The following is a 19,394-nucleotide window of genomic DNA, read 5'->3' on the forward strand; positions in this document are numbered from 1 at the left end:
GGGGGCGTCGTAGCAGAGTTCACGATCACCGCCATTGCCGCTAAGCGCGTCGAAACTGTCACCGGAATTTGAATTGCCAAGCCTTTACACCCGTTTCGCCGCCGACCTCGACGCGCTCCTCAACGCATTGCTGCCCGATTCGAACCGTGGGGCGGTGACCGTCGAGCCGCCGCGCGATGCGAGCCATGGCGATCTGGCGACCAATGCGGCGATGGTGTTGTCCAAGGCGGCGGGTACCAACCCGCGCGCGCTGGCCGAACAATTGCAGCCGCAGCTCGAGGCCTTGCCCTATGTCGCGGGGGTCGAGATTGCCGGGCCGGGGTTCATCAACCTGCGGTTGAACGACGCGGTATGGCGCGAGGAACTCGACGCGATTGTCGGCGAGAGTGGGGATTACGGCCGCTCGACCGTCGGCGCGGGTAAGACGGTCAATGTCGAATACGTCTCCGCCAACCCGACCGGGCCGATGCACATGGGCCATTGCCGTGGGGCGGTGGTCGGCGATGCACTGTCGGGGCTGCTCGAATTCGCCGGGCATACGGTGATCCGCGAATATTATGTAAACGACGCGGGCGGGCAGGTCGATACGCTCGCGCGGTCGGTGCATCTGCGGTATCTGGAAGCCCTCGGGCGGCAGATCGGAGCGATTCCCGAAGGGCTGTATCCGGGCGATTATCTGGTGCCGGTCGGACAGGCGCTCGCCAGTGAATTCGGCGACAAGTTTGCCGACGCGCCCGAGAGCGAGTGGCTCAAGATATTCCGCGAGCAGGCGGTGGCGGCGATGCTGGTGCAGATCCGCGCCGACCTCGCGCTGCTCGGCATCAAGCATGACCGCTTTGCGTCGGAAGCCGATGTGCAGGCGCGGCACATGCCCGAACAGGCCGAAGCCAAGTTGCGCGCGGACGGGCTGATCTATGACGGGTTGCTCGAAGCGCCCAAGGGCCAGGTCGCGGAGGATTGGGAGCCGGTCGAACTGCCGCTGTTCCGCAGCACGCAGTTCGGCGACGATCAGGACCGGCCGATCCGCAAATCGGACGGCAGCTGGACCTATTTCGGCGCGGACATGGCGTATCACTGGCAGAAAGCGGCGGATGCCGACGCACTGATCGACGTGTGGGGTGCCGACCATGCCGGGACGGTCAAGCGCATCCGCGCCGCCGTCTCCGCCCTCACTGGCGGCAAGCCGTTCGACGTCAAGATCATCCAGATGGTCCGGCTGCTGCGGGCGGGCGAGCCCGTCAAAATGTCCAAGCGCTCGGGCAATTTCGTGACGCTGGCCGAAGTGGTCGAGGAGGTCGGCAAGGATGTCGTCCGCTTCACCATGCTCAGCCGCAAGGCCGACGCGCAGATGGATTTCGACTTCGCCAAGGTGGTCGAGGCGACCAAGGACAATCCGGTGTTTTACGTCCAATACGCCCATGCGCGGATCGCGAGTCTGGGGCGCAAGGCGGCGGAACTGGGCGTGGCCGAGGGTGCGCCGGATTTGAGCTTGCTTGGCGATGCAGACTTCGAACTGGTCAAGCTGGCGGCGCAATTCCCGCGCATCGTCGAAAGCGCGGCGGGTGCGCGTGAGCCGCATCGCATCGCCTTCTACCTCTACGACCTCGCGGCGGCGTTCCACGCGTATTGGCATCGCGGCAATGACGATGCGCGCGCACGCGTGCTGGTCGCCGACGATCATGATTTGACCCGCGCCCGGCTTTTCCTCAGCCGTCAAATTGGGCAGGTTATCGCCAACGGTCTGGGGATATTGGGCGTGAGCCCGGCGGAGTCGATGTGAATGGCGCGAATTGACGAGGACAGTGTCGGGTTTCTGGAAGAAGCCGAGGCCGGCCCGCCGTTCGCGCTGATGGTGCTGGTCGCGCTGATGGTCATTGCGATGATCGCGGGCGGGGCGTGGTATTTGATGCAGGGCCGTGCCGCCGAAGACGAGGGCACCGGCGCGCTGATCGCCGCGCCCGCGGGGCCGTACAAAATCAAGGATAATGGCGCGAACGGCATGGACATCGAAGGGCAAGGCGATGCCGCCTTTGCCGCCAGCCAGGGTGCCGAACCGCAGGGCCAGATTGATCTGAATGCCGCGCCGGAAACGCCGATCGCGGTCAAGCGCGTGCCGGACAAGCCCGTTGCGGTGACGGCCGAAAAGCCTGCCGTCGTGGTCGCCAAGCCCGTGGATACCGGCCCGGTGCTGAGCGGCCCCGGCATCGTCCAGCTCGGATCGTTCGACACGCGCGAAAAGGCCGAGCGGGCGTGGAGCGCGATGTCCTCGCGCTTCGATTATCTCAAGGGGCTGACCCATGCGGTGCAATCCGGCGAGGTGATCGGGCGGACGGTCTATCGGCTGCGGGCTAGTGCGGGTCCGAATGCGGGATCGATCTGCAGCCAGTTGAAGGCGGCGAGCGAGAATTGCCTGGTCGTCGGATGACACCGGCCATATTCGGGCTGGCGGGACCGGAACTGACCGCCGACGAGCGCACGTTCTTTGCGGACGTGAAGCCCGCGGGCTACATCCTGTTCGGGCGCAATATCGTCGATCGCGCGCAGGTTCGCGCGCTGACCGACAGTTTGCGCGCGCTTGAAGGCCGCGATGACGTCGCAATCCTGATCGATCAGGAAGGCGGGCGCGTCGCGCGGATGCGGCCACCCGAATGGCCCGCCTTTCCGGCGCCGGGGGCATTCGAGGCGCTGTACGATCTCGCGCCGATTTCGGGAATCGAGGCGGTGCGGGCGAATGCGCGCGCATTGGGGCTGATGCTGTCCGAAGTCGGGATCAATGTGGATTGCCTGCCCTTGCTCGATGTGCGGTCGGCGGAGACCCATGACGCGATCGGGGATCGGGCGTTCGGGACCGACCCGTTGCTGGTGGCGGCGCTGGGGCGGGCGGCGATCGACGGCTTGCGCGAAGGCGGCGTCGTCGGCGTGGTCAAGCATATGCCCGGACAAGGCCGCGCGGCGGTCGACAGCCACCATCATCTGCCGACGGTCAGCGCCAGCGCCGAAGATCTGGCGCGCGACCTGTTCCCGTTTCAGCGCTTGGCCGATGCCCCGATGGGGATGACCGGGCACATCGTCTTCGAGGCGTGGGATGCCGAGCGGCCCGCGACGCTGTCGCCGACGGTGATCGGCGATGTGATCCGTGGTCAAATCGGGTTTGACGGGTTCCTGATGAGCGACGATCTCGACATGAAGGCGCTATCGGGCAGCGTTGCGACCCGCGCGGCGGACTGTGTCGCGGCGGGCTGCGATGTGGCGCTGAATTGCTGGGGCCGGATGGACGAGATGGTCGCGATTGCCGCGGCCTTGCCCGCGATGACGACGCGGGGACGCGAACGCCTCGACGCGGCGATGGCGACGGCCGGTGCGCCTGAGGGCGACTTCGCGGAAGCCATCGCCAAGCGCGACGCCTTGCTGGCTCAGGTCGCGTGACCCTCCGGCACATATTGCCGATGTTGGCGCTCGTCGCGTCGCCCGCCCTGGCGCGACCGTTGCCGGCGATCGGCTGGACCGGCACGGCGCGGGTATTCGACGGCAACCGGACCATCGACATCGTCGTCGATACGCAGGTCGAACCGTTCGGCACCGCGCGTTCACGAAGCTGGATCGTCGGCGAAGGGCCGGATCGGGCGCGCACCATGGTCATCACCGGCACCACGGGCACGGTGACGTTCCAGGGCAAGGACCGCACGCTGCCCGATGCGACGGTGCGGCACGAGCGGATGCAATATGCGCTGTACGGGCTGATGCTGACGACGCACGCGCGGGGGCGCTGCGTGGTTGCGCGCCATGCCGGTGCGCCCGACACGACCTTGTGTTTCGACCGGGCGGGGCGGCTGCAATCGGGATCGAACACCGTGCCCGACAGCGAGGCGGGTGCGCCATTGCCGCAGACATTCGAATTTTCGGGCGAACTCCGCTCGCATGGCGTGATCTGGCCGCAGCGGATGCTGATCCGCCACGACGGAAAGCCCTATTTCGACCTCAAACTCGACATGTTTCGGGCAAGCGGACCGGGGCGTTGAGCGACGATGCCGAACTAACCGTCGATCTGGGGGCGTGGGAGGGGCCGCTCGACCTGTTGCTGGCCTTGGCACGCGCGCAGAAGGTCGATTTGCGGCAGCTGTCGATTTTGGCGCTGGTCGATCAGTATCTCGATTATCTGAAGCGCGCGGGGTCGGCGCATCTGGAGCAGGCCGCCGATTATCTGGTGATGGCGGCGTGGCTGGCTTACCTCAAATCGGGGCTGTTGCTGCCGCGCGACGCGCGCGAGGACCCCGATCCCGAAGATCTGGCGATGCGCCTGCAACAGCGGCTGCGGCGGCTGGAGGCGATGCGTGAGGCGGGGGCGCGGCTGATGGCGCGCGACCGGCTCGACCGCGATGTGTTCGCGCGCGATGCGCCCGAGGGACTGGCGACCGACCGCAAGGCGTTGTGGCAAGCGTCGCTTTACGATCTTGTGGCGGCGTACGGCATGGTCAAGGCGCGGACGGCGCCGGTGTTGCATCAGGTGGCGCGGCGGTCGCTGGTCACGCTCGAAGCGGCGATTGCGGCGATCGAGGCGCGGGTCGCCAAGCTGCGCGACTGGACCGCGATTGTGGAATTTCTGCCGCAGACGGTCGACGAGGCTTACCGGCGTTCGGCGCTGGCGTCGACGATGGTCGGCAGCCTCGAACTGGCGCGACGCGGGGTCATTGATCTGCGACAGGATGCGCCGTTCGGGCCGATACTGGTCAAGGCGGCGTGATGCGCGACGAACAGCAACGCGCGCTCGAGGCGTTGATTTTCGCCAGCGACGAGCCGTTGACACTCGCGGAGATCGCGCGGCGGCTGGAGCGCGACGAAAAGGAATTGCGCGGGGCGCTCGATGCCATCGCGCAAGACTTCGCCGATCGCGGATTCAATCTGGTCGAGCGCGGCGGGCGGTGGCATTTTCAGACTGCGCCCGATCTGGCGCATCTCCTCCGCGAAACGCGCGAGGTGCCGCGCCGGTTGAGCCGAGCGGCGATCGAGACACTGGCGATCATCGCCTATCACGAACCCGTCAGCCGCGCGGAGATCGAGACGGTGCGCGGCGTGCAGATTTCGAAAGGCACGCTCGACGTGTTGATGGAGGCGGGCTGGATCGTCCCCGCCGGGCGTCGGCAAGTACCCGGACGTCCGCTGACTTTTGCCACCAGTCCGGCGTTCCTGACGCATTTCGGGCTGCAGGACCGGCGCGACTTGCCCGGCATCGACGACCTGCGCGCGGCGGGTCTGCTCGATCCCGTTCCCGACGATCTGCTGACCGAACTGGAAAGCGACGACGAAGACGCCTAGATGGGCATCAACAATTCACGGAGTCGTTCGATGGGCCTGTCCCTGCCGCATATCCTGATCTTCGCCGTCGTCGCGATCCTGCTGCTGGGTGGCGGGCGTTTTTCGAACATGATGGGCGATGTCGCCAAGGGCGTGAAGCAGTTCAAAAAGGGCATGACCGAGGACGACGAGATCGCCCCGGTCACCCCCGCCAAGGCGCAATTGATCGAAGGGCGCACCGCCGCCGATATCATCGCCGAGCATGAGCGTGCCAAGGCCGCCGCCGCCGCCGCGACGCCGGTTCCGCCCGCGCCGCCCGTCGTCTAACACGGGCAAGTCCCGATGTTCGGGATCGACGGTTCGGAATTCCTGCTGTTCGCGGTCGTGGCGCTGGTCGTCATCGGACCCAAGGACTTGCCCAAGGCGATGCGCGTCGTCGGTCGGTTCGTGGGCAAGGCGCGCGCGATGTCGCGCCATTTCCGGTCGGGCATCGACGCAATGATCCGCGAAGCCGAACTTGAGGAAATGGAAACCAAGTGGAAGGCGGAGAACGAGCGGATCATGGCGCAATATGCCGATCCGGTGTTGCCGCCGCCGCATGTCGAGGCGCCCGCGCCGCCGCTCGCCATCGAAGCACCTGCGGTCGATGTGCCGGCGCCCGAGCCTGAATTGCCGCTGGGTGCTCCGGCCGTGGAAACACCGGTCGAGGCCAAGCCATGAGCTTGCAGGGCCTGCTCGAAGATCGCGACGAGCTGGACGACAGCCAGGCGCCGTTGCTCGATCATCTGATCGAGCTGCGTAAACGGCTGTTATGGTCGTTCGCCGCGCTGGCCGTGACGTTCGGCATCTGCCTGTATTTCGCCAAGCCGATCTTTGTCGTGCTGGTCCATCCACTGGTCGCGGCGGGGCAAAACCGGCTGATCTATACGCAGATTTTCGAGGCGTTTTTCGTCGAGTTGAAGGTGGCGTTCTTCGCCGGGCTGATGCTGGCATTTCCGGTGATCGCCAACCAGATCTGGTTGTTCGTCGCGCCGGGGCTGTACAAAAAGGAAAAACGAGCGCTGCTGCCGTTTCTCCTCGCGACGCCGATCCTGTTCGGGCTGGGCGCGAGCCTCGCCTATTTCATCGCGATTCCGCTGGCGCTGCATTATCTGTTGGGGTTCGGCGGCAATCTGGGCGGGGTAACGCAGGAGGCAATGCCGGCGGTCGGCAATTACCTGACCTTCGTCATGCAATTCCTGTTCGGCTTCGGCTTTGCATTTCTGCTGCCGGTGCTGCTGATGCTGTTGGAGCGGGCCGGGATCGTGACGCGGGACCAATTGGTCGCGGCGCGGCGGTATGCGTGGGTCGGATCGTTCGGCGTGGCGATGATCCTGACGCCGCCCGATGTTGGGTCGATGCTGTTGCTCGCGGTGCCGTTGTGCATTCTGTACGAGCTGACCTTGGTCGCCACCTGGTTCACCCAGAAAAGGCGCGAGCGCGAGGCTGCAAAGAACCCCGCGCCCGACGTCGTCAATTAGTTGGTGGTTTTTTCGACGGTCTTGCCGACCGATTGAACGTCACGGCCCGCGCCGCGAACGGTGTTGCACGCGGCGGTGGCGAGCATCGTGCCCAACAGGGCGACGGTGGCGATTTTGCGGATCATCATGTTTCTCCTCGGATGGTTGCGATGGATCAATGCATCGCCAGGCGTAACGTTCCGAGAATGATGGGCTTTGGAAAAATGTTGGGCCCGAAGCGGCGCCGGGGGGGGGTGGCGTGGCTTCGGGCCCATGTTCCGAACAGCGAGAGCGGGGGGGCAAAAGGTCGCTGTTCGAAGGTAAAACGGTCAATCCAAAAAGCGGTTCCCAACTTTTTGAAAAAAGTTCTAGATTTGCGAAAGCGTCGGGAATTCAACGGCATAGCAGCCTCGCACCGGGTCGTGATGGAGGGTGGTGCGGAGTTGGCGGACCAACCCGTTCATGATCCGGCCGTAGCGGTGATCGACCAGCTCATCGAACGTCTCGTTTGTGACAAAGGTTTTGGCATCGATGGTCAGTCGGCCGACATTGTCGTCGTTGACCTTCACCACCAGCAGGATTGGCACATTGATGTCGACCAGCGTCGACAGTTCGACAAATTCGGTCAGCAGGAACGAAAGCGCAGTGGCGGTGTCGAGCGACACCCGCACGGTCACGAGTTGCGCGGTAATTCGCGCGCCGCCGAGATTGGTCAGCAGATTGGCGACCAGTTCGTTGAGCACCGGTTTGAGTTCGAGCGCGCCCTGCTGATCGCTTTGCGCGTAATGATTGCGGTGGACGATCGCGAGCGCATCGACGCGCCGCTGGATCGCGGAAAACGCCCCCAGCGCCCCGGGGTCGTCCGATGCGCGCGCGTGCAGGCTGATCAGGCTGGCAATGACCTGAAGATTGTTCTTCACGCGGTGATGGACCTCGCGGGTCAGCGCGGTCTGGCGCTCAAGCGCCGCGCTGATTTCGCTTTCATGCGTTCCGCGGTCGGCGGCGAAGCCCGATAGCGATTCGGCCAGGGCGCGAATTTCGTGCGCCGGAGTTACGATTTGCGGGATTTTCGGAATGCCGCCGCGCGCCTCGACAATGCCCGCGCGCAAGGCTTCGAGCGGGCGGAGCAGGGCGCGATCGACGACCAGAAAGCCCACCACCGCCGCGGCGATCCACATCAGGACCGGGAGCAGGGCGAGCAACCAGTCGCTGGCATTGGTGCCGGGTGACGCGATCGTCAAACGCAGGGTAAATCCGTTGCGCATGGGGGCGCTGACCACTGTGCTCGAGAGCGGCCTGACGTGCGGGCCGACGATGCTGACCCCTTCATCGTCCTTGGCCACCGTCAAATCATAGACTCCGGGCGCGCGCACCAAAGTGCGGTCCAGCTCGCCGATGACTTTCTGGTCGTAACCGATGACACCCATCGCGCCGCTCGTTTTGGATGACACGGCGAGCGTCATGCCTTTGGCCGAGACGGTGACCGAAGGCGCCGGATCGAACAGCGGGCGGATCGGCCTCTGCAAATTGTAATCCGCCGAGGCGCACAACGGCGCTTCGGCGACACCATAGAGCGCGAACGGTCGCATGACCTTCCGGAATTGCATCACCTGCTTGAGGTTGGCGCAGATCTGCGCGGCGTCCTCACCGGCATCGAGCGCCGCGATCGTCGAGCTCAGCAGTTTGCGATCGACCTCGATGGTCGCGTCGAGATTTTGTGCCTCGTCGAGCGCCAGTGCGGTATATTCCTGGCGGTGCTGCTCTACCGCGTTGCGCGACGCCTGGACCGAGGCCAATAGCGCGATCAGCATGATCGGCAGTAGCGACAGGCTGAGCAGGATCAACAGCTTGTAGCTGGTCGACAGCCTGTCGAACGCCCGGGCGACGTGTTCGCGCGGGGTGGCGGCCATGATCAGCTCAATTTGTTGAGAAGGTCGAGCAGATCGTCCGGCACCGGTTCCTCGACGGTGGCGCGATAAGCTTCGCGCAAGGCGCCGCCGACCCGCCCCTCGTCACTCTTGCGCGGCGCACGAGCTTGTCCGCCAACGGCGGTTCGCCCCTGTTGCCTCGTCCCGTCTTGACCCCCCAAAGCTCGCATCCCTTGTTTCGATCGCGCCATTCTCACGCGAAATTCAAATACCGTTCAACAGGGTGAAACCAAATGCGTCGTCATTGGTTCCATGACAAATATGCCGGCGCTTTGCTTGGCGGTCGCCGCGCGCGCCGTTAAGGCGGGTGACGTGTTTAGGGGTAAAGGGAGGGTCGTTGAATTGAGTCTGGGACAACAGCTGGCGCCGCATCTGCCATTTCTGCGCCGCTATGCGCGCGCGCTGACCGGCAGCCAGCAGCATGGCGACAATTATGTGCGCGCCGCGTTGCAGGCGATCCTCGATGCGCCGGATGAATTTCCGCGCGACGTCGATCCGCGGCTGGGCCTGTATCGGACGTTTCAGGCGATTTTCAATTCGACCGACCTCGGTGCCGACGATGAAATCGCGCAAAGCGATTACGAACATGTCGGCAATGCCCGGCTGAAGACGCTGCAGTCGCAGGCGCGTCAGGCATTGCTGCTGACCGCGATGGAAGGCTTCGCGCCCGAGGACGCGGCGCATCTGCTCGACGTTTCCACCGAGGAAGTGAAATCGCTGGTCGAAGACGCGTTGAGTGAGATCGAGCGCCAGACGCGGACGTCGGTGCTGATCATCGAAGACGAACCGATGATCGCGATGGACCTCGAAGCGATCGTGCGCGAATTGGGCCATTCGGTGACCGGCGTGGCGGTGACGCGCGACGAAGCCGTGGCGTCGGCAGCGGAAACCCGCCCCGGGCTGGTGCTGGCCGACATTCAGCTGGCCGATGACTCGTCGGGCATCGATGCGGTGGCGGACATCCTCAAGAACATCACCGTGCCGGTAATCTTCATCACCGCCTTCCCCGAACGCCTGCTGACCGGCGAGCGGCCCGAGCCGACATTCCTGATCACCAAGCCTTTCCAGCACGCAACCGTGCGTGCGGCGATCAGCCAGGCCTTGTTTTTCGACAAACAAACCGCACCTGCGTAAGCACGTTAAGCGCCAACAATCAGGATGGCCGATATCTCTGACCCCGACACCGATGCGCCAGGTACCGACGTGCCCCCTGCGATCGAGACGCTCAACGATGCCGATTTCAAGGCGGAGTTGACGCTCGTCATCCCGCAGCTGCGCGCTTTCGGGCGGTCGCTGTCGGGCAATCGCGATACGGCGGACGACCTGGTCCAGGAAACGCTGATGAAGGCATGGAGCGCGCGCCTGCGCTTTCAGGCTGGCACCAACATGCGCGCGTGGACCTTCATCATCCTGCGCAATATCTATCTGTCGCAGATGCGCCGGACGCGCTTCACGGGCAATTGGGACGATCTGGTTGCCGATCGCATCCTCGTCACAGGGCCGAACCAGTCGGGCCAGCTCGAACTGGCGGATGTGCAGCGCGGGCTGCAAACCTTGCCCGAGGCGCAGCGCGAAGCGCTCATTCTCGTCGGCGCGGGTGGCTTTTCCTATGAGGAAGCCGCCGAAATCTGCGGCGTCGCGGTGGGAACGATCAAGAGCCGCGTCGCGCGCGGGCGGGTCGCGCTGGAAGCTGTGATGTCCGACAACAGCCTGCCGTCACGCCGCGACGGGCCGAGCGGCACCAACGCGCTGGAATCGATCATCGGGCAGGTGCGCGATCTGTCTGGGCGCGAAGCCGACGTTTGATATACACGCCTAACGCGGGCGGCGATCAATCCGTGCAAGCGCGGCGAGCATGTCGTCGGGAACGCGCGGCGGCGGCGGGAACAGCGCGTTGAGCGCCATGCCCTGTAACGCCATCGACGAGCGGCGTGTCGCCTCCTCATCGGGGCGGGCAGGAAAGGCGCGATCGGTTGACATGTGTAAAGAAACGTGTCGCGTGCCTCCGATGTTCCGCTTAACCTGTCATTAATGTTGGATTTCCGCGAAATTTGCGCGCTTGCGGAGGCTAATTCGCCCTATTTGCGCGGCGCAATGGCGCGGCAAAGCTCGATTGTTTCGGTGGCGTCGACCGATGGCCACGACGCCGCGCTGGCCGCTGCATTTTTGCCGGTGGAGGGCGAGGTTCGGCATTCTTTGCGCGTCCGGCGGGAGCGCGTGGCGCTCGCCGTGGCGCTCGGCGACCTGGCCGGCGCCTTTCCACTGGAACGGGTGGTTGGCGCGCTGAGCGACTTTGCCGACGATGCGCTCGATGCCGCCATCGCTGCCGCAGGGAGCGCGCTAGAACCCGGCGCGGGATCGCGCGGGTTCACGGCACTGGCTTTGGGCAAGCAGGGGGGACACGAGCTCAATTACAGTTCGGACATCGACCCGATCCTGTTGTTCGACCCCGCGCTGGTACCCCGCCGCGCGCGTGACGAGCCGGTCGAGGCCGCAGCGCGCATGGCGCGCAACGTCGTCGATCTGCTGCAGACGCGCGATGCGGACGGTTATGTTCTGCGCGTCGATCTGCGCCTGCGCCCGTCGCCCGAAGCGACGCCGCTGGCGCTGCCGGTCGAGGCGGCGATCGGGCATTACGAGTCCTCGGCGCTGGCGTGGGAGCGCGCGGCGTTCATCAAGGCGCGTGCGGCGGCGGGGGACATCGCGCTGGGCGAGAGCTTCCTTACCGCGATCAAGCCGTTCGTGTGGCGGCGCAGTCTCGATTTCGGCGCGGTCGCCGAATTGCGCGCACTGACTCATCGTATCCGCAGCCACTATGCTTCGGGCCAGGAATTCGGCCCGGGCTTCGACCTCAAGCGCGGACGCGGCGGTATCCGCGAGATCGAATTCTTCGTTCAGATCCACCAGCTGATCCACGGCGGGCGCGATCCGGCGTTACGGTCGCGCGGCACGCTCGACGCGCTGGCGGCACTGACCAAGGCGGGGATCGTCGCCGACAGCGAGGCACGGACGCTGAGCCAGGCCTATCGCGTGTATCGCACGATCGAACACCGCCTGCAGATGGTCGACGATCGCCAGACGCATATGCTGCCCGAAGACAGCGCGGAACTCGACAATGTCGCGCAGCTTCATGGGCTGACCGAGGGCCGCGAGCTGATCGCCCTCCTCGAACCGCATGTTGCGGCGGTCGCGTCTCTCTACGACGCGCTCGATGGTGACGGCGAGGCCACACCCGTCGCCGTTAATCTCGCGGCCTTTGGCGAGGATAGTGACGCGCGGATCGAAGCCTGGCGTGGCGGCAAGATCCGGGCGCTGCGCTCTCCCGCCGGGCTCGAGGCGTTCGATGCGGTTGCCGAGCCGATGCTGGCCGCCTTGGCCGCCGCTGCCGATCCGCAAGCGGCATTGCTCGCCTTCGAACGGCTGATCGAGGCGTTGCCCAGCGGGGTGAATCTGTTCCGCCTGCTCGGCGCGCGCCCGGCGATGATCGAGACGCTGGCAGCGATTTTAACGGTGGCACCACGCCTGTCGGAGGCCGTGGCGCGACGGCCGGCGTTGCTCGACTGCCTGATCGACGGCGGCGCGTACGACATGGCCGCACCGCTCGATGCGATCCGCACCGAAATGCGCGGCAAACCGCCGCTGGAGGATCAACTGGATCGCGTGCGGCAAGTCGTCGGCGAACGCCGCTTTGCGCTCGGCGTGCGGTTGATCGAGGGCGACACCGATCCGCTCGACGCCGCGCATGGCTATTCGCGCCTTGCCGAGGCGGCGCTGACGACCGCGGCCGAAGCAACGATTGCCGATTTTGCCGCGCGTCATGGCCGCGTGCCCGGTTCGGAATTCGTCGTGCTGGCCTTGGGACGCTTTGGCGGCGGCGCGCTGACCGACGCGTCGGACCTGGATTTGATCTACCTGTTCACCGGCGATTTTGCCGCCGAGTCCGACGGCGAAAAGCCGCTGGGCGCGGTGCATTACTACAACCGTCTCGGCGCGCGTTTGTCCACCGCGCTTAGCGCCGCGACCAGCGCGGGGGCGCTGTACGAAATCGATACGCGGTTGCGGCCATCGGGTGCGCAGGGTCCGCTGGCGGTGTCGCTCGACGGGTTCCAGCGTTATTTGATGGCGGACGCCTGGGCCTGGGAACTGATGGCGATGACCCGCGCCCGTCCCGTCTACGGCTCGGCGCAGGCCCGCGCGGCGGCGCAGGCGATCCTCGACGCGGCGCTCGATCGGCCGCGCGATCGCGCCGCTCTGGCGCGCGACGTCGTCAAGATGCGGCGCGACATGGCGGCGCACAAACCCGCTTCAGGGCCGCTCGACGTCAAGCTGGGCGATGGCGGTCTGGTCGATCTCGAATTCGCGGTGCATTTTCACCAGCTCGCCGAAGCGCGCGGCTTTTATCCCGATCTGGGGGAGGCAGCAGCGGCGGTCGCGCCGCAATTGGTCGCCGCCAATGCGCTGATGACGCGATTGCTGGTCATCCTGCGGCTGGTCGCGGCGGATACCGGTGCGCTGCCCGAACCCGTGCGTCCGTTGGTTGCGCGCGCCTGCCGCTTCGCGGATTGGGCGTCGCTGGAGAGTGAATTGGCGGCGGCGCGCGCGGGCGTGTCGGCGGCATGGCAACACGTGGTCGAGGAGGCTGGGAATGGTTGAGGTTGGGGAACAGGCGCCGGACGTGGCATTGCTGCTGGCGGGCGGCACCGAACGGCTGAGCGCGCTCACGGGCAAACCGCTTGTCCTATACTTTTATCCCAAGGACGACACGCCGGGTTGCACGCGTGAGGCGCAGGATTTCACCGGGCTGGCACCCGAATTTGCCAAGGCTGGCGTGCGCATCATCGGGGTGTCCAAGGACAGTGCGAAACGCCACGCCAAGTTCGCCGATAAGTACGAACTGGCGGTCGATCTCGCCGCCGATGAAAGCGGCGCGGTGTGCGAAGCATTCGGCGTGTGGGTCGAGAAGTCCTTGTACGGACGCCAGTATATGGGGATCGCGCGCGCCACGTTTCTGATCGGCGCGGACGGCCGGATCGCGCAGATCTGGCGCAAAGTGAAGGTTGCGGGGCATGCCGACGCCGTGCTGGCGGCCGCCAAAGCGCTCTAAAGCGCTTCGTTCCCCGTCGATAAAACGGTTCGTCGCGCGTTCGCCGCAACTCGTCCCACATTAACTTATGGTTAGTTGTAAAGCTTAATCGGCTTCGGCACCCCATGCGTGTCGCAACCACCGGGCGGGCAAATCCGGCGGAAGGCGAAGGACATACGCGGTTCGGGCGGGCAGGCCGGACTGGCGGTTTAAGGGTGGGGATCGCATGATCTTGACGAAGCTTGTTTCGCGCGTGCTGACGATTGTCGCGCTCGCAATCACTGCACCGGCGATCGCCGGCGGGCAGGGTGGCCCGTACGAGGCCGCCGGCGTTGTCACCATGTCTTCACAATCCGCGACGCAGCAGGACGGCCAGTTCCGTTCGCTGTTCCAGTCGTGGAAGCGTCTCGACGGCCCCGCCGCCGGTGTCGCCATCCCGTCGCAGCGTCCGGTCGATATCACCACCACGTCTTCGGGCTATGGCGTGCGCAGCGACCCGTTCCGCGGCACCGCGGCGTTCCACGCCGGTGTCGATATGCCGGGGCCGATGGGTACCGCGATTTATGCCACCGCCGACGGTATCGTCGGTCGCGCCGGCTGGGCTTCGGGTTACGGCAATCTCGTCGAACTGCAGCATGGTCAGGGCATCTCGACCCGTTACGGTCACCTGTCCGCCATCCTCGTTCAGCCGGGCCAGCGCGTCGCGCGCGGCCAGCTGATCGCGCGCATGGGCTCGACCGGCCGTTCGACCGGGTGCCATCTGCATTACGAAGTCCGGCTCGAAGGGCATGCGGTCAACCCCGTGCCGTTCCTCCAGGCCGCCAATTACCTGACGATCATGGACGCGGCGAAGGAAAAGCCGGTCGCGTACAAGGAAGACCTGGGCGGCGAATAAGCCTCCCGTCTTGCCGCATGGTCGCGGCGCGTCTATTTCCAGCCTCATGAACAACGTCGACCTGACCCCAGCCGCTGCGGCGCGCGTGGCCGCGATCGCGGTGCGTCAGGCGAAACCCGCCATCCTGCGGCTATCGGTCGAAGGCGGTGGCTGTTCGGGTTTCCAGTATAAATTCGGTCTGGCCGACGCGCCCGAGGGCGACGATCTGATCACCGAACGTGATGGCGTGCGCTTGCTGGTCGATCCGGTCAGCTTCGACCTGCTCGACGGATCGGCGGTCGATTATGTCGAAAACCTCGGCGGTGCGGCGTTCAAGGTGACTAATCCCAACGCCGCCAGCGGCTGCGGCTGCGGGTCGAGCTTTTCGGTCTAAGGCTTGACTAACGATCGTCCGCCAGCAGGCGGCGATCAATCTCATCGTCGACGGTGCGGATCGTTATCTCCCCATTCGGCTTTCGCGTCTTGATGCGGGAATGGATGGCTTGATGCGTCACGATGCCGCCGCCGTCGACACTAAGCATAATCGTCATGGTACCCGAAATCTGGTCGTTCGATCGCGCCAATAGTGCTGCGGTGAATGTTACCGGCTTTTGCATGATCTCGCCAACGACCAAGTCGCTCTCGGCGGCTTCGCGCCGGATTGCGTCGGGATTGACCTGCATGGACGTCGCCAGCGTTCCGTCCTTATTTTTGATGACTCCTGACGAGCCGGTGCCCGGCAATATATACGTGTCGCCGACGGCGACCGGCGTCAGTGGCAGTCGCAATGCTTCAAGCGCGCCCAGCACCGATTGCGGATCGCACTCGACTTTGAACGCGTTCCACGTGAACACCCAATGCCCGCACGCCGAGCGCGGAAGTTTGCCTGCCGCCAGCCATTTGGTGATGCGGTCGTTGAGTTCCGATGCATTAAGGAGCTGCAACGGACCATTTCGAGGTTGGAAAACGCGCACCGGAAATTGCCAAGTGCGCGCTCGATCTTCCGCGCTCGTTTTTGCGGGGAGATCATATTCCAGCTCAAAACCATTTTCACGCGAGGCGAGTATGCGCAGCAGATAGCTGTCTCGATCATGAGTAGCGCCGGAATTGTCGCGACTGCTTTGTTCCGCGCTGCTGGTTTCCCGGACAATTTCGTACCGATCTCCGGGAGCCGGTGATCGCGCCGATGCGCCGTTCGCCCCTGCCGTGATGGCCGTTGCCAGCAAAATAACGAACATGCCGCTTTTCGGGGGCGTTGCAGCATTCATCCTCGACGCACCCCGTTAGGATTGGCAAGACCGAATTGTGAAGATCGCCACATACAACGTCAACGGGATCAAGGCGCGGTTGCCGCGCTTGGTTGAATGGTTGACCGAGACGCAGCCCGATGTGGCCTGCCTGCAGGAAATCAAGACCAGCGACGAGACGTTTCCGGAGGCCGAGATCCGCGACGCGGGCTATGGTGCGATCTGGCATGGGCAAAAGGGCTTTAATGGTGTCGCCGTGCTGGCCAAAGGCGCCGATCCGGTAGAGCGCCAGCGTCGCCTGCCCGGCGATGACGAGGATGTGCTCAGCCGCTATCTCGAAGCCGAAATCGACGGGCTGATCGTCGCCTCGATCTACCTCCCCAACGGTAATCCGGTGCCGGGACCCAAATTCGAATATAAATTAACCTGGATGGAGCGGCTTCACGTCCATGCCGCCGGCTTGCTGGCGACCGAGCGGCAAGTGTGCCTGGCGGGCGACTATAATGTCATCCCGACCGATGCCGATGTGTGGAAGCCCGCGGCGATGGCTAGCGATGCGCTGATGCAGCCCGAAAGCCGCGCGGCGTTCCGGCGGCTGGCGGCGCAGGGCTGGACCGACGCGCTGCACAGCCGCCATCCCAACAATCCGCTATGGACGTTCTGGGATTACACCATGAACAGTTTCGCGCGCGATGCGGGGTTTCGCATCGACCATCTGATGCTCAGCCCCGCCGCCGCCGACCGGCTGGTCGATGCCGGCGTCGACAAGGACCATCGTGGGCGCGAGAAAGCCAGCGATCACGCGCCCACCTGGATCACGCTGCGTTAAAGCTGCCAGTGCACATCCAACGCGAACGTGCGTTGGGGGAACGGGTGGAACAGGAAATATTTGTCGTTGCCGCCATTGTCGACGCCGAGCCCCAGCGTCCAATGCGCGCTCGCCCTGAACGTCGCGCGCAGGTCGGCGACCAGATAATCCTCGAACCCCTGATAGGTGTGGCCGATGCTGTCGCTGTTATCGATCGTCGCGAACTGGCGGCTGGCATAGCGTAACGCGCCGGTCAGTGAGACGGGCGGGACTGGCCGCCATGTCGCCACCACGCTCGCTTTCCAGCGCGGCACCTGCGGCAGACGCTTGCCCTCCGCCGCCGGAAATGCGGGATCGCGCACGGTGGTGCCGTCGGCATAGGTCAGGCTGGTGGCGAGGTCGAACCCCGGCAACAGGTCGCGGCGATCGAATGCCGCCTCGACGCCGCGGGCATGCGTCAGCCCGATATTCTGGACGAAACTGAACAACTGCGTCGATCCCGGCAGCAACGGCGCGGTCTGCGATACCAGAGCGTCGCGGATATGTTCGTCGAACAGCGAGACGCGCAGGCCGTGTCCCTCGACCGCCAGTTTCGCCGATCGCGCGCGTTCGGCGCGCAAATTCGGATCGGGCACGGTCAGGCTCGGCCCGGTGGTGACCACTTGGTAGAGTTCGCTGACCGTCGGGAAGCGCCACGCTTGCCCGAACGAGGCGCGCGCGGTCCATGCGGGTGCGAAGGCCCAAGCCGCCGTCGCCTTGGGCGAAAAACGGTTGTCGCGTCGCTCGGGTTGATTGGTCGCGAGCACGGGCATCGCGGAATAATTGTAACCGTTATAGGCCCGCCAATATTCCTGGCGCGCGCCGATCGTGAGGGTCAGCGGCGCTGCAATCGTCCATGCATCCTCGGCCCATAATGCCAGCGTGCGCGTTCGCCCCTTCGAGGCCAGATTGCGCGCGCCCGGCTGGCCATTGCGCCAATCGGTCAGCGCATAACGCTGATTGTTGAGCGTGAACCGGTCGGCATGGCCACCGAATGACAGGGTGTTGTCGCCCGTCTTCCACGCCCCGCGCGCATCGAAGGTTGCCCAGCCGGTGCCGTCGAGCCGCACCAGATTGCCCGCACCGCCTGCCGATGCGGCAGGCAGCGCCCCCGTCGGCGTGCGCTGTTCGTCATTGCCGTAGCGGTACAGCGTTCCGATCACGCGCCAGTCGAACGCCGCGCCGTTGCCCTCGGCGGTTAGGCTGTGCGACCAATGCCGCTCGTCGAAGCGATAGACATTGTTCGAAAACGCACTCGCCGGGACGGTATAAGCATAGCCGCCAATGTTGAGTGTCCCGGCATAGACAGTGCCGCCGCCGAGATAGGTTTCGGCCGTCGCGTCGACATGGTTGAGGAACAGCCCGCCGACATAGGCCAGCCGGACAGTACCGAGATCGAGCGCCAGCTTGGCCTTGAGCATCGTCTGGCGATCCTGCTCGATTCCGGTCGCACCGAGCACTGCGATGGGTTGGCCCAGCCGGTTGAGGTCCGCGAATGCGCCGGTCACCGGTGTTCCGGCTGCACTGGTTGCGGCGGGACGCGCGGCGGTGGCAAATGCGAGCGGCTGTCCACGGCTGTCGACGTGATTGGCGCTGAGGAAAAAGCCGAAGCGGCCGATGCGGTCGCCCAACGTCGCGCCAGTCTGATAGCTCGGCAAGGTCTGGTCGCTCGAATATTGGCTGAAGCGCTGCACGCTGACGCCGGCGTCCGCTGTCGCCTCCAACGTGTCGGGGAGGCGGGTGGTGATGTTGACCACCGCACCGATCGAATTGCCCGGATACGCCGCCGAAAACGGGCCGTAGAGGACGTCGATCCGCGCCACTTCCTGCGGGCTGACCAGTCCCCAGCGGGGGGAGGCAAAGCTGTTGTTGTTGCCCATCAGCGCCGATAGCAGCGCACCGTCGGCATAGATCAAGCTGCGCGCCGAGGCGCCGACCCCCGAAGTTCGCGTGGCCAACGGTGCCTGGGTGTCGCCGATATGGCGTTTGCGGACGAGCAGGCTGGGCAGATATTTGAGGCTGTCCTCGACATTGACCGCGTTGATGGTCGTGCGGATCGTGACGGCGTTGATCGACGCGGCGCTGGCTGGCGTGTCGGGTGCATCTTCGGCGCGCTGTCCGGTGACAATGATGGTGCGGCTAGAGTCTTCGGCATGTAAAATACTGCTCACGAGTGCGAGCGTGGCGCACGACAGGTGCGCCATCTTGATGATGGTCATTTAATAATCCCCGATTGAACGAATGCCGCGCGGACGCGACGCGTGGTTCAATCGAAGGCAGGCGGTCCCGTCGCCGGCGGTAATGCGAGTGCGCGCCCGGCAATGATCGATGCCAAGCTGGCGATCGGCGCGATCCGGGGCACGATGCCCGGTGCTGTCACCAAAGTGACCTCGCCCAATCCACCCCCCGCATGCGCGGCGGCGGCATAGGGACAGTCATTCGTCGAATGCTTTTCCGGCATGCCATGCTTGCCATGCATCGGCATTTCCATGGTCATCGTGCCGCCGTTGCACAGCATGATCTCGATCCCGTGCGCGCCCGCTATCGGCATCCAGCCGGGCATCGCCGCGACACGCCCGGTCAGCGCCGCGAACAGCAGCAGCCATAAGGCAGGTCGCAGCAAG

Annotated in this window: 23 protein-coding genes; 16 read left to right on the top strand and 7 right to left on the bottom strand. The window is 65.0% G+C overall.

From position 1 onward, the window contains the following. The first annotated feature begins 73 nt into the window (after nucleotides 1-73). The 9 genes from argS to tatC are packed head-to-tail and all read left to right on the top strand — an operon-like array spanning nucleotide 74 to nucleotide 6,812. On the top strand, nucleotides 74-1,780 hold the full coding sequence (argS, locus tag ACM9ME_RS07100) for an arginine--tRNA ligase (RefSeq protein ID WP_415642754.1): 1,707 nt from the start codon (nucleotides 74-76) through the stop codon (nucleotides 1,778-1,780). Continuing rightward, nucleotides 1,781-2,425, top strand: coding sequence for an SPOR domain-containing protein (locus ACM9ME_RS07105; RefSeq protein ID WP_415642755.1), 645 nt, complete (start codon nucleotides 1,781-1,783; stop codon nucleotides 2,423-2,425). It abuts the gene before it with no gap. Further along, entirely contained in the window at nucleotides 2,422-3,426 is a 1,005-nt protein-coding gene (gene nagZ / locus ACM9ME_RS07110) for a beta-N-acetylhexosaminidase (protein WP_415642756.1), read from the top strand. The genes ACM9ME_RS07105 and nagZ overlap by 4 nt, the downstream gene beginning before the upstream one ends. 20 nt (nucleotides 3,427-3,446) lie before the next feature. After that, complete coding sequence (locus tag ACM9ME_RS07115) at nucleotides 3,447-4,019, top strand: hypothetical protein (protein WP_415642757.1); 573 nt, start codon at nucleotides 3,447-3,449, stop codon at nucleotides 4,017-4,019. Then, the gene (locus tag ACM9ME_RS07120; protein WP_415642758.1) at nucleotides 4,016-4,741 is read left to right on the top strand and encodes a segregation and condensation protein A; all 726 of its coding nucleotides are present in this window, start codon (nucleotides 4,016-4,018) and stop codon (nucleotides 4,739-4,741) included. The genes ACM9ME_RS07115 and ACM9ME_RS07120 overlap by 4 nt, the downstream gene beginning before the upstream one ends. Further along, on the top strand, nucleotides 4,741-5,313 hold the full coding sequence (gene scpB, locus ACM9ME_RS07125) for an SMC-Scp complex subunit ScpB (protein WP_415642759.1): 573 nt from the start codon (nucleotides 4,741-4,743) through the stop codon (nucleotides 5,311-5,313). The genes ACM9ME_RS07120 and scpB overlap by 1 nt, the downstream gene beginning before the upstream one ends. A gap of 30 nt (nucleotides 5,314-5,343) precedes the next feature. Beyond that, complete coding sequence (locus ACM9ME_RS07130) at nucleotides 5,344-5,619, top strand: Sec-independent protein translocase family protein (protein ID WP_415642760.1); 276 nt, start codon at nucleotides 5,344-5,346, stop codon at nucleotides 5,617-5,619. Between the two features lie 15 nt (nucleotides 5,620-5,634). Then, the gene (gene tatB / locus ACM9ME_RS07135) at nucleotides 5,635-6,012 is read left to right on the top strand and encodes a Sec-independent protein translocase protein TatB (RefSeq protein WP_415642761.1); all 378 of its coding nucleotides are present in this window, start codon (nucleotides 5,635-5,637) and stop codon (nucleotides 6,010-6,012) included. Further along, nucleotides 6,009-6,812: a twin-arginine translocase subunit TatC gene (gene tatC, locus ACM9ME_RS07140; protein ID WP_415642762.1), complete on the top strand. Its 804-nt coding sequence runs from the start codon at nucleotides 6,009-6,011 to the stop codon at nucleotides 6,810-6,812. The genes tatB and tatC overlap by 4 nt, the downstream gene beginning before the upstream one ends. On the opposite strand, the gene ACM9ME_RS07145 is transcribed toward tatC, so the two are convergent. The 3 genes from ACM9ME_RS07145 to ACM9ME_RS07155 all read right to left on the bottom strand — a co-directional run bounded on the left by ACM9ME_RS07145 (nucleotide 6,809) and on the right by ACM9ME_RS07155 (nucleotide 8,880). Next, nucleotides 6,809-6,937 carry an entericidin A/B family lipoprotein gene (locus ACM9ME_RS07145; protein ID WP_415642763.1) on the bottom strand — a complete coding sequence of 43 codons (129 nt, stop codon included), beginning with the start codon at nucleotides 6,935-6,937 and terminating at the stop codon, nucleotides 6,809-6,811. The genes tatC and ACM9ME_RS07145 overlap by 4 nt on opposite strands. 222 nt (nucleotides 6,938-7,159) lie before the next feature. After that, nucleotides 7,160-8,701 (bottom strand): sensor histidine kinase, encoded by a 1,542-nt coding sequence (locus ACM9ME_RS07150; protein WP_415642764.1) that lies wholly within the window; start codon nucleotides 8,699-8,701, stop codon nucleotides 7,160-7,162. Nucleotides 8,702-8,703: 2 nt separating this feature from the next. Further along, entirely contained in the window at nucleotides 8,704-8,880 is a 177-nt protein-coding gene (locus ACM9ME_RS07155) for a NepR family anti-sigma factor (RefSeq protein ID WP_415642765.1), read from the bottom strand. Nucleotides 8,881-9,061: 181 nt separating this feature from the next. On the opposite strand from ACM9ME_RS07155, the gene ACM9ME_RS07160 reads away from it, so the two are divergent. Both ACM9ME_RS07160 and ACM9ME_RS07165 read left to right on the top strand, forming a co-directional pair. After that, complete coding sequence (locus ACM9ME_RS07160; RefSeq protein WP_415642766.1) at nucleotides 9,062-9,853, top strand: response regulator; 792 nt, start codon at nucleotides 9,062-9,064, stop codon at nucleotides 9,851-9,853. 24 nt (nucleotides 9,854-9,877) lie between these two features. Next, nucleotides 9,878-10,525: a sigma-70 family RNA polymerase sigma factor gene (locus ACM9ME_RS07165; RefSeq protein WP_415642767.1), complete on the top strand. Its 648-nt coding sequence runs from the start codon at nucleotides 9,878-9,880 to the stop codon at nucleotides 10,523-10,525. A 9-nt stretch (nucleotides 10,526-10,534) separates the two neighbouring features. Here ACM9ME_RS07165 and ACM9ME_RS07170 read toward each other — a convergent pair whose 3' ends face one another. Further along, entirely contained in the window at nucleotides 10,535-10,699 is a 165-nt protein-coding gene (locus tag ACM9ME_RS07170) for a hypothetical protein (RefSeq protein WP_415642768.1), read from the bottom strand. Between the two features lie 51 nt (nucleotides 10,700-10,750). On the opposite strand from ACM9ME_RS07170, the gene glnE reads away from it, so the two are divergent. From glnE to erpA, 4 genes are all read left to right on the top strand, one after another. After that, nucleotides 10,751-13,372, top strand: coding sequence for a bifunctional [glutamate--ammonia ligase]-adenylyl-L-tyrosine phosphorylase/[glutamate--ammonia-ligase] adenylyltransferase (gene glnE, locus ACM9ME_RS07175; protein WP_415642769.1), 2,622 nt, complete (start codon nucleotides 10,751-10,753; stop codon nucleotides 13,370-13,372). Next, a complete protein-coding gene (locus ACM9ME_RS07180) occupies nucleotides 13,365-13,823 on the top strand; it encodes a peroxiredoxin (protein ID WP_415642770.1) in 459 nt (152 codons plus the stop codon). The genes glnE and ACM9ME_RS07180 overlap by 8 nt, the downstream gene beginning before the upstream one ends. A 205-nt stretch (nucleotides 13,824-14,028) precedes the next feature. Then, nucleotides 14,029-14,697, top strand: a complete 669-nt coding sequence (locus tag ACM9ME_RS07185; RefSeq protein WP_415642771.1) for a M23 family metallopeptidase — start codon at nucleotides 14,029-14,031, stop codon at nucleotides 14,695-14,697. Between the two features lie 46 nt (nucleotides 14,698-14,743). After that, the gene (gene erpA, locus ACM9ME_RS07190) at nucleotides 14,744-15,070 is read left to right on the top strand and encodes an iron-sulfur cluster insertion protein ErpA (protein WP_415642772.1); all 327 of its coding nucleotides are present in this window, start codon (nucleotides 14,744-14,746) and stop codon (nucleotides 15,068-15,070) included. 7 nt (nucleotides 15,071-15,077) lie between these two features. Here erpA and ACM9ME_RS07195 read toward each other — a convergent pair whose 3' ends face one another. Then, the gene (locus ACM9ME_RS07195; RefSeq protein WP_415642773.1) at nucleotides 15,078-15,944 is read right to left on the bottom strand and encodes a hypothetical protein; all 867 of its coding nucleotides are present in this window, start codon (nucleotides 15,942-15,944) and stop codon (nucleotides 15,078-15,080) included. 37 nt (nucleotides 15,945-15,981) lie between these two features. Between ACM9ME_RS07195 and xth the strand changes: the two genes are divergently transcribed. After that, nucleotides 15,982-16,752, top strand: a complete 771-nt coding sequence (xth, locus tag ACM9ME_RS07200) for an exodeoxyribonuclease III (RefSeq protein WP_415642774.1) — start codon at nucleotides 15,982-15,984, stop codon at nucleotides 16,750-16,752. Here the strand turns inward: xth and ACM9ME_RS07205 are convergent. Beyond that, nucleotides 16,749-18,989 (bottom strand): TonB-dependent receptor, encoded by a 2,241-nt coding sequence (locus ACM9ME_RS07205; protein WP_415642775.1) that lies wholly within the window; start codon nucleotides 18,987-18,989, stop codon nucleotides 16,749-16,751. The two genes, xth and ACM9ME_RS07205, sit on opposite strands and share 4 nt — an antisense overlap. Nucleotides 18,990-19,036: 47 nt before the next feature. Further along, a complete protein-coding gene (locus ACM9ME_RS07210) occupies nucleotides 19,037-19,393 on the bottom strand; it encodes a hypothetical protein (RefSeq protein ID WP_415642776.1) in 357 nt (118 codons plus the stop codon). Nucleotide 19,394: the final 1 nt, after the last annotated feature.

Source organism: Sphingomonas antarctica (assembly GCF_965137005.1).
Lineage (GTDB): Bacteria > Pseudomonadota > Alphaproteobacteria > Sphingomonadales > Sphingomonadaceae > Sphingomonas_O > Sphingomonas_O antarctica.

Excerpts from the sequence above, each read along its gene's own strand:
- ACM9ME_RS07105 (WP_415642755.1), top strand. The coding sequence starts at position 1,781 with ATGGCGCGAATTGACGAGGACAGTGTCGGGTTTCTGGAAGAAGCCGAG.
- nagZ (WP_415642756.1), top strand. The coding sequence starts at position 2,422 with ATGACACCGGCCATATTCGGGCTGGCGGGACCGGAACTGACCGCCGAC.
- ACM9ME_RS07115 (WP_415642757.1), top strand. The coding sequence starts at position 3,447 with ATGTTGGCGCTCGTCGCGTCGCCCGCCCTGGCGCGACCGTTGCCGGCG.
- scpB (WP_415642759.1), top strand. The coding sequence starts at position 4,741 with ATGCGCGACGAACAGCAACGCGCGCTCGAGGCGTTGATTTTCGCCAGC.
- ACM9ME_RS07130 (WP_415642760.1), top strand. The coding sequence starts at position 5,344 with ATGGGCCTGTCCCTGCCGCATATCCTGATCTTCGCCGTCGTCGCGATC.
- tatB (WP_415642761.1), top strand. The coding sequence starts at position 5,635 with ATGTTCGGGATCGACGGTTCGGAATTCCTGCTGTTCGCGGTCGTGGCG.
- tatC (WP_415642762.1), top strand. The coding sequence starts at position 6,009 with ATGAGCTTGCAGGGCCTGCTCGAAGATCGCGACGAGCTGGACGACAGC.
- ACM9ME_RS07145 (WP_415642763.1), bottom strand. The coding sequence starts at position 6,937 with ATGATCCGCAAAATCGCCACCGTCGCCCTGTTGGGCACGATGCTCGCC.
- ACM9ME_RS07150 (WP_415642764.1), bottom strand. The coding sequence starts at position 8,701 with ATGGCCGCCACCCCGCGCGAACACGTCGCCCGGGCGTTCGACAGGCTG.
- ACM9ME_RS07165 (WP_415642767.1), top strand. The coding sequence starts at position 9,878 with ATGGCCGATATCTCTGACCCCGACACCGATGCGCCAGGTACCGACGTG.
- ACM9ME_RS07170 (WP_415642768.1), bottom strand. The coding sequence starts at position 10,699 with ATGTCAACCGATCGCGCCTTTCCTGCCCGCCCCGATGAGGAGGCGACA.
- glnE (WP_415642769.1), top strand. The coding sequence starts at position 10,751 with ATGTTGGATTTCCGCGAAATTTGCGCGCTTGCGGAGGCTAATTCGCCC.
- ACM9ME_RS07180 (WP_415642770.1), top strand. The coding sequence starts at position 13,365 with ATGGTTGAGGTTGGGGAACAGGCGCCGGACGTGGCATTGCTGCTGGCG.
- ACM9ME_RS07185 (WP_415642771.1), top strand. The coding sequence starts at position 14,029 with ATGATCTTGACGAAGCTTGTTTCGCGCGTGCTGACGATTGTCGCGCTC.
- erpA (WP_415642772.1), top strand. The coding sequence starts at position 14,744 with ATGAACAACGTCGACCTGACCCCAGCCGCTGCGGCGCGCGTGGCCGCG.
- ACM9ME_RS07195 (WP_415642773.1), bottom strand. The coding sequence starts at position 15,944 with ATGAATGCTGCAACGCCCCCGAAAAGCGGCATGTTCGTTATTTTGCTG.
- ACM9ME_RS07205 (WP_415642775.1), bottom strand. The coding sequence starts at position 18,989 with ATGACCATCATCAAGATGGCGCACCTGTCGTGCGCCACGCTCGCACTC.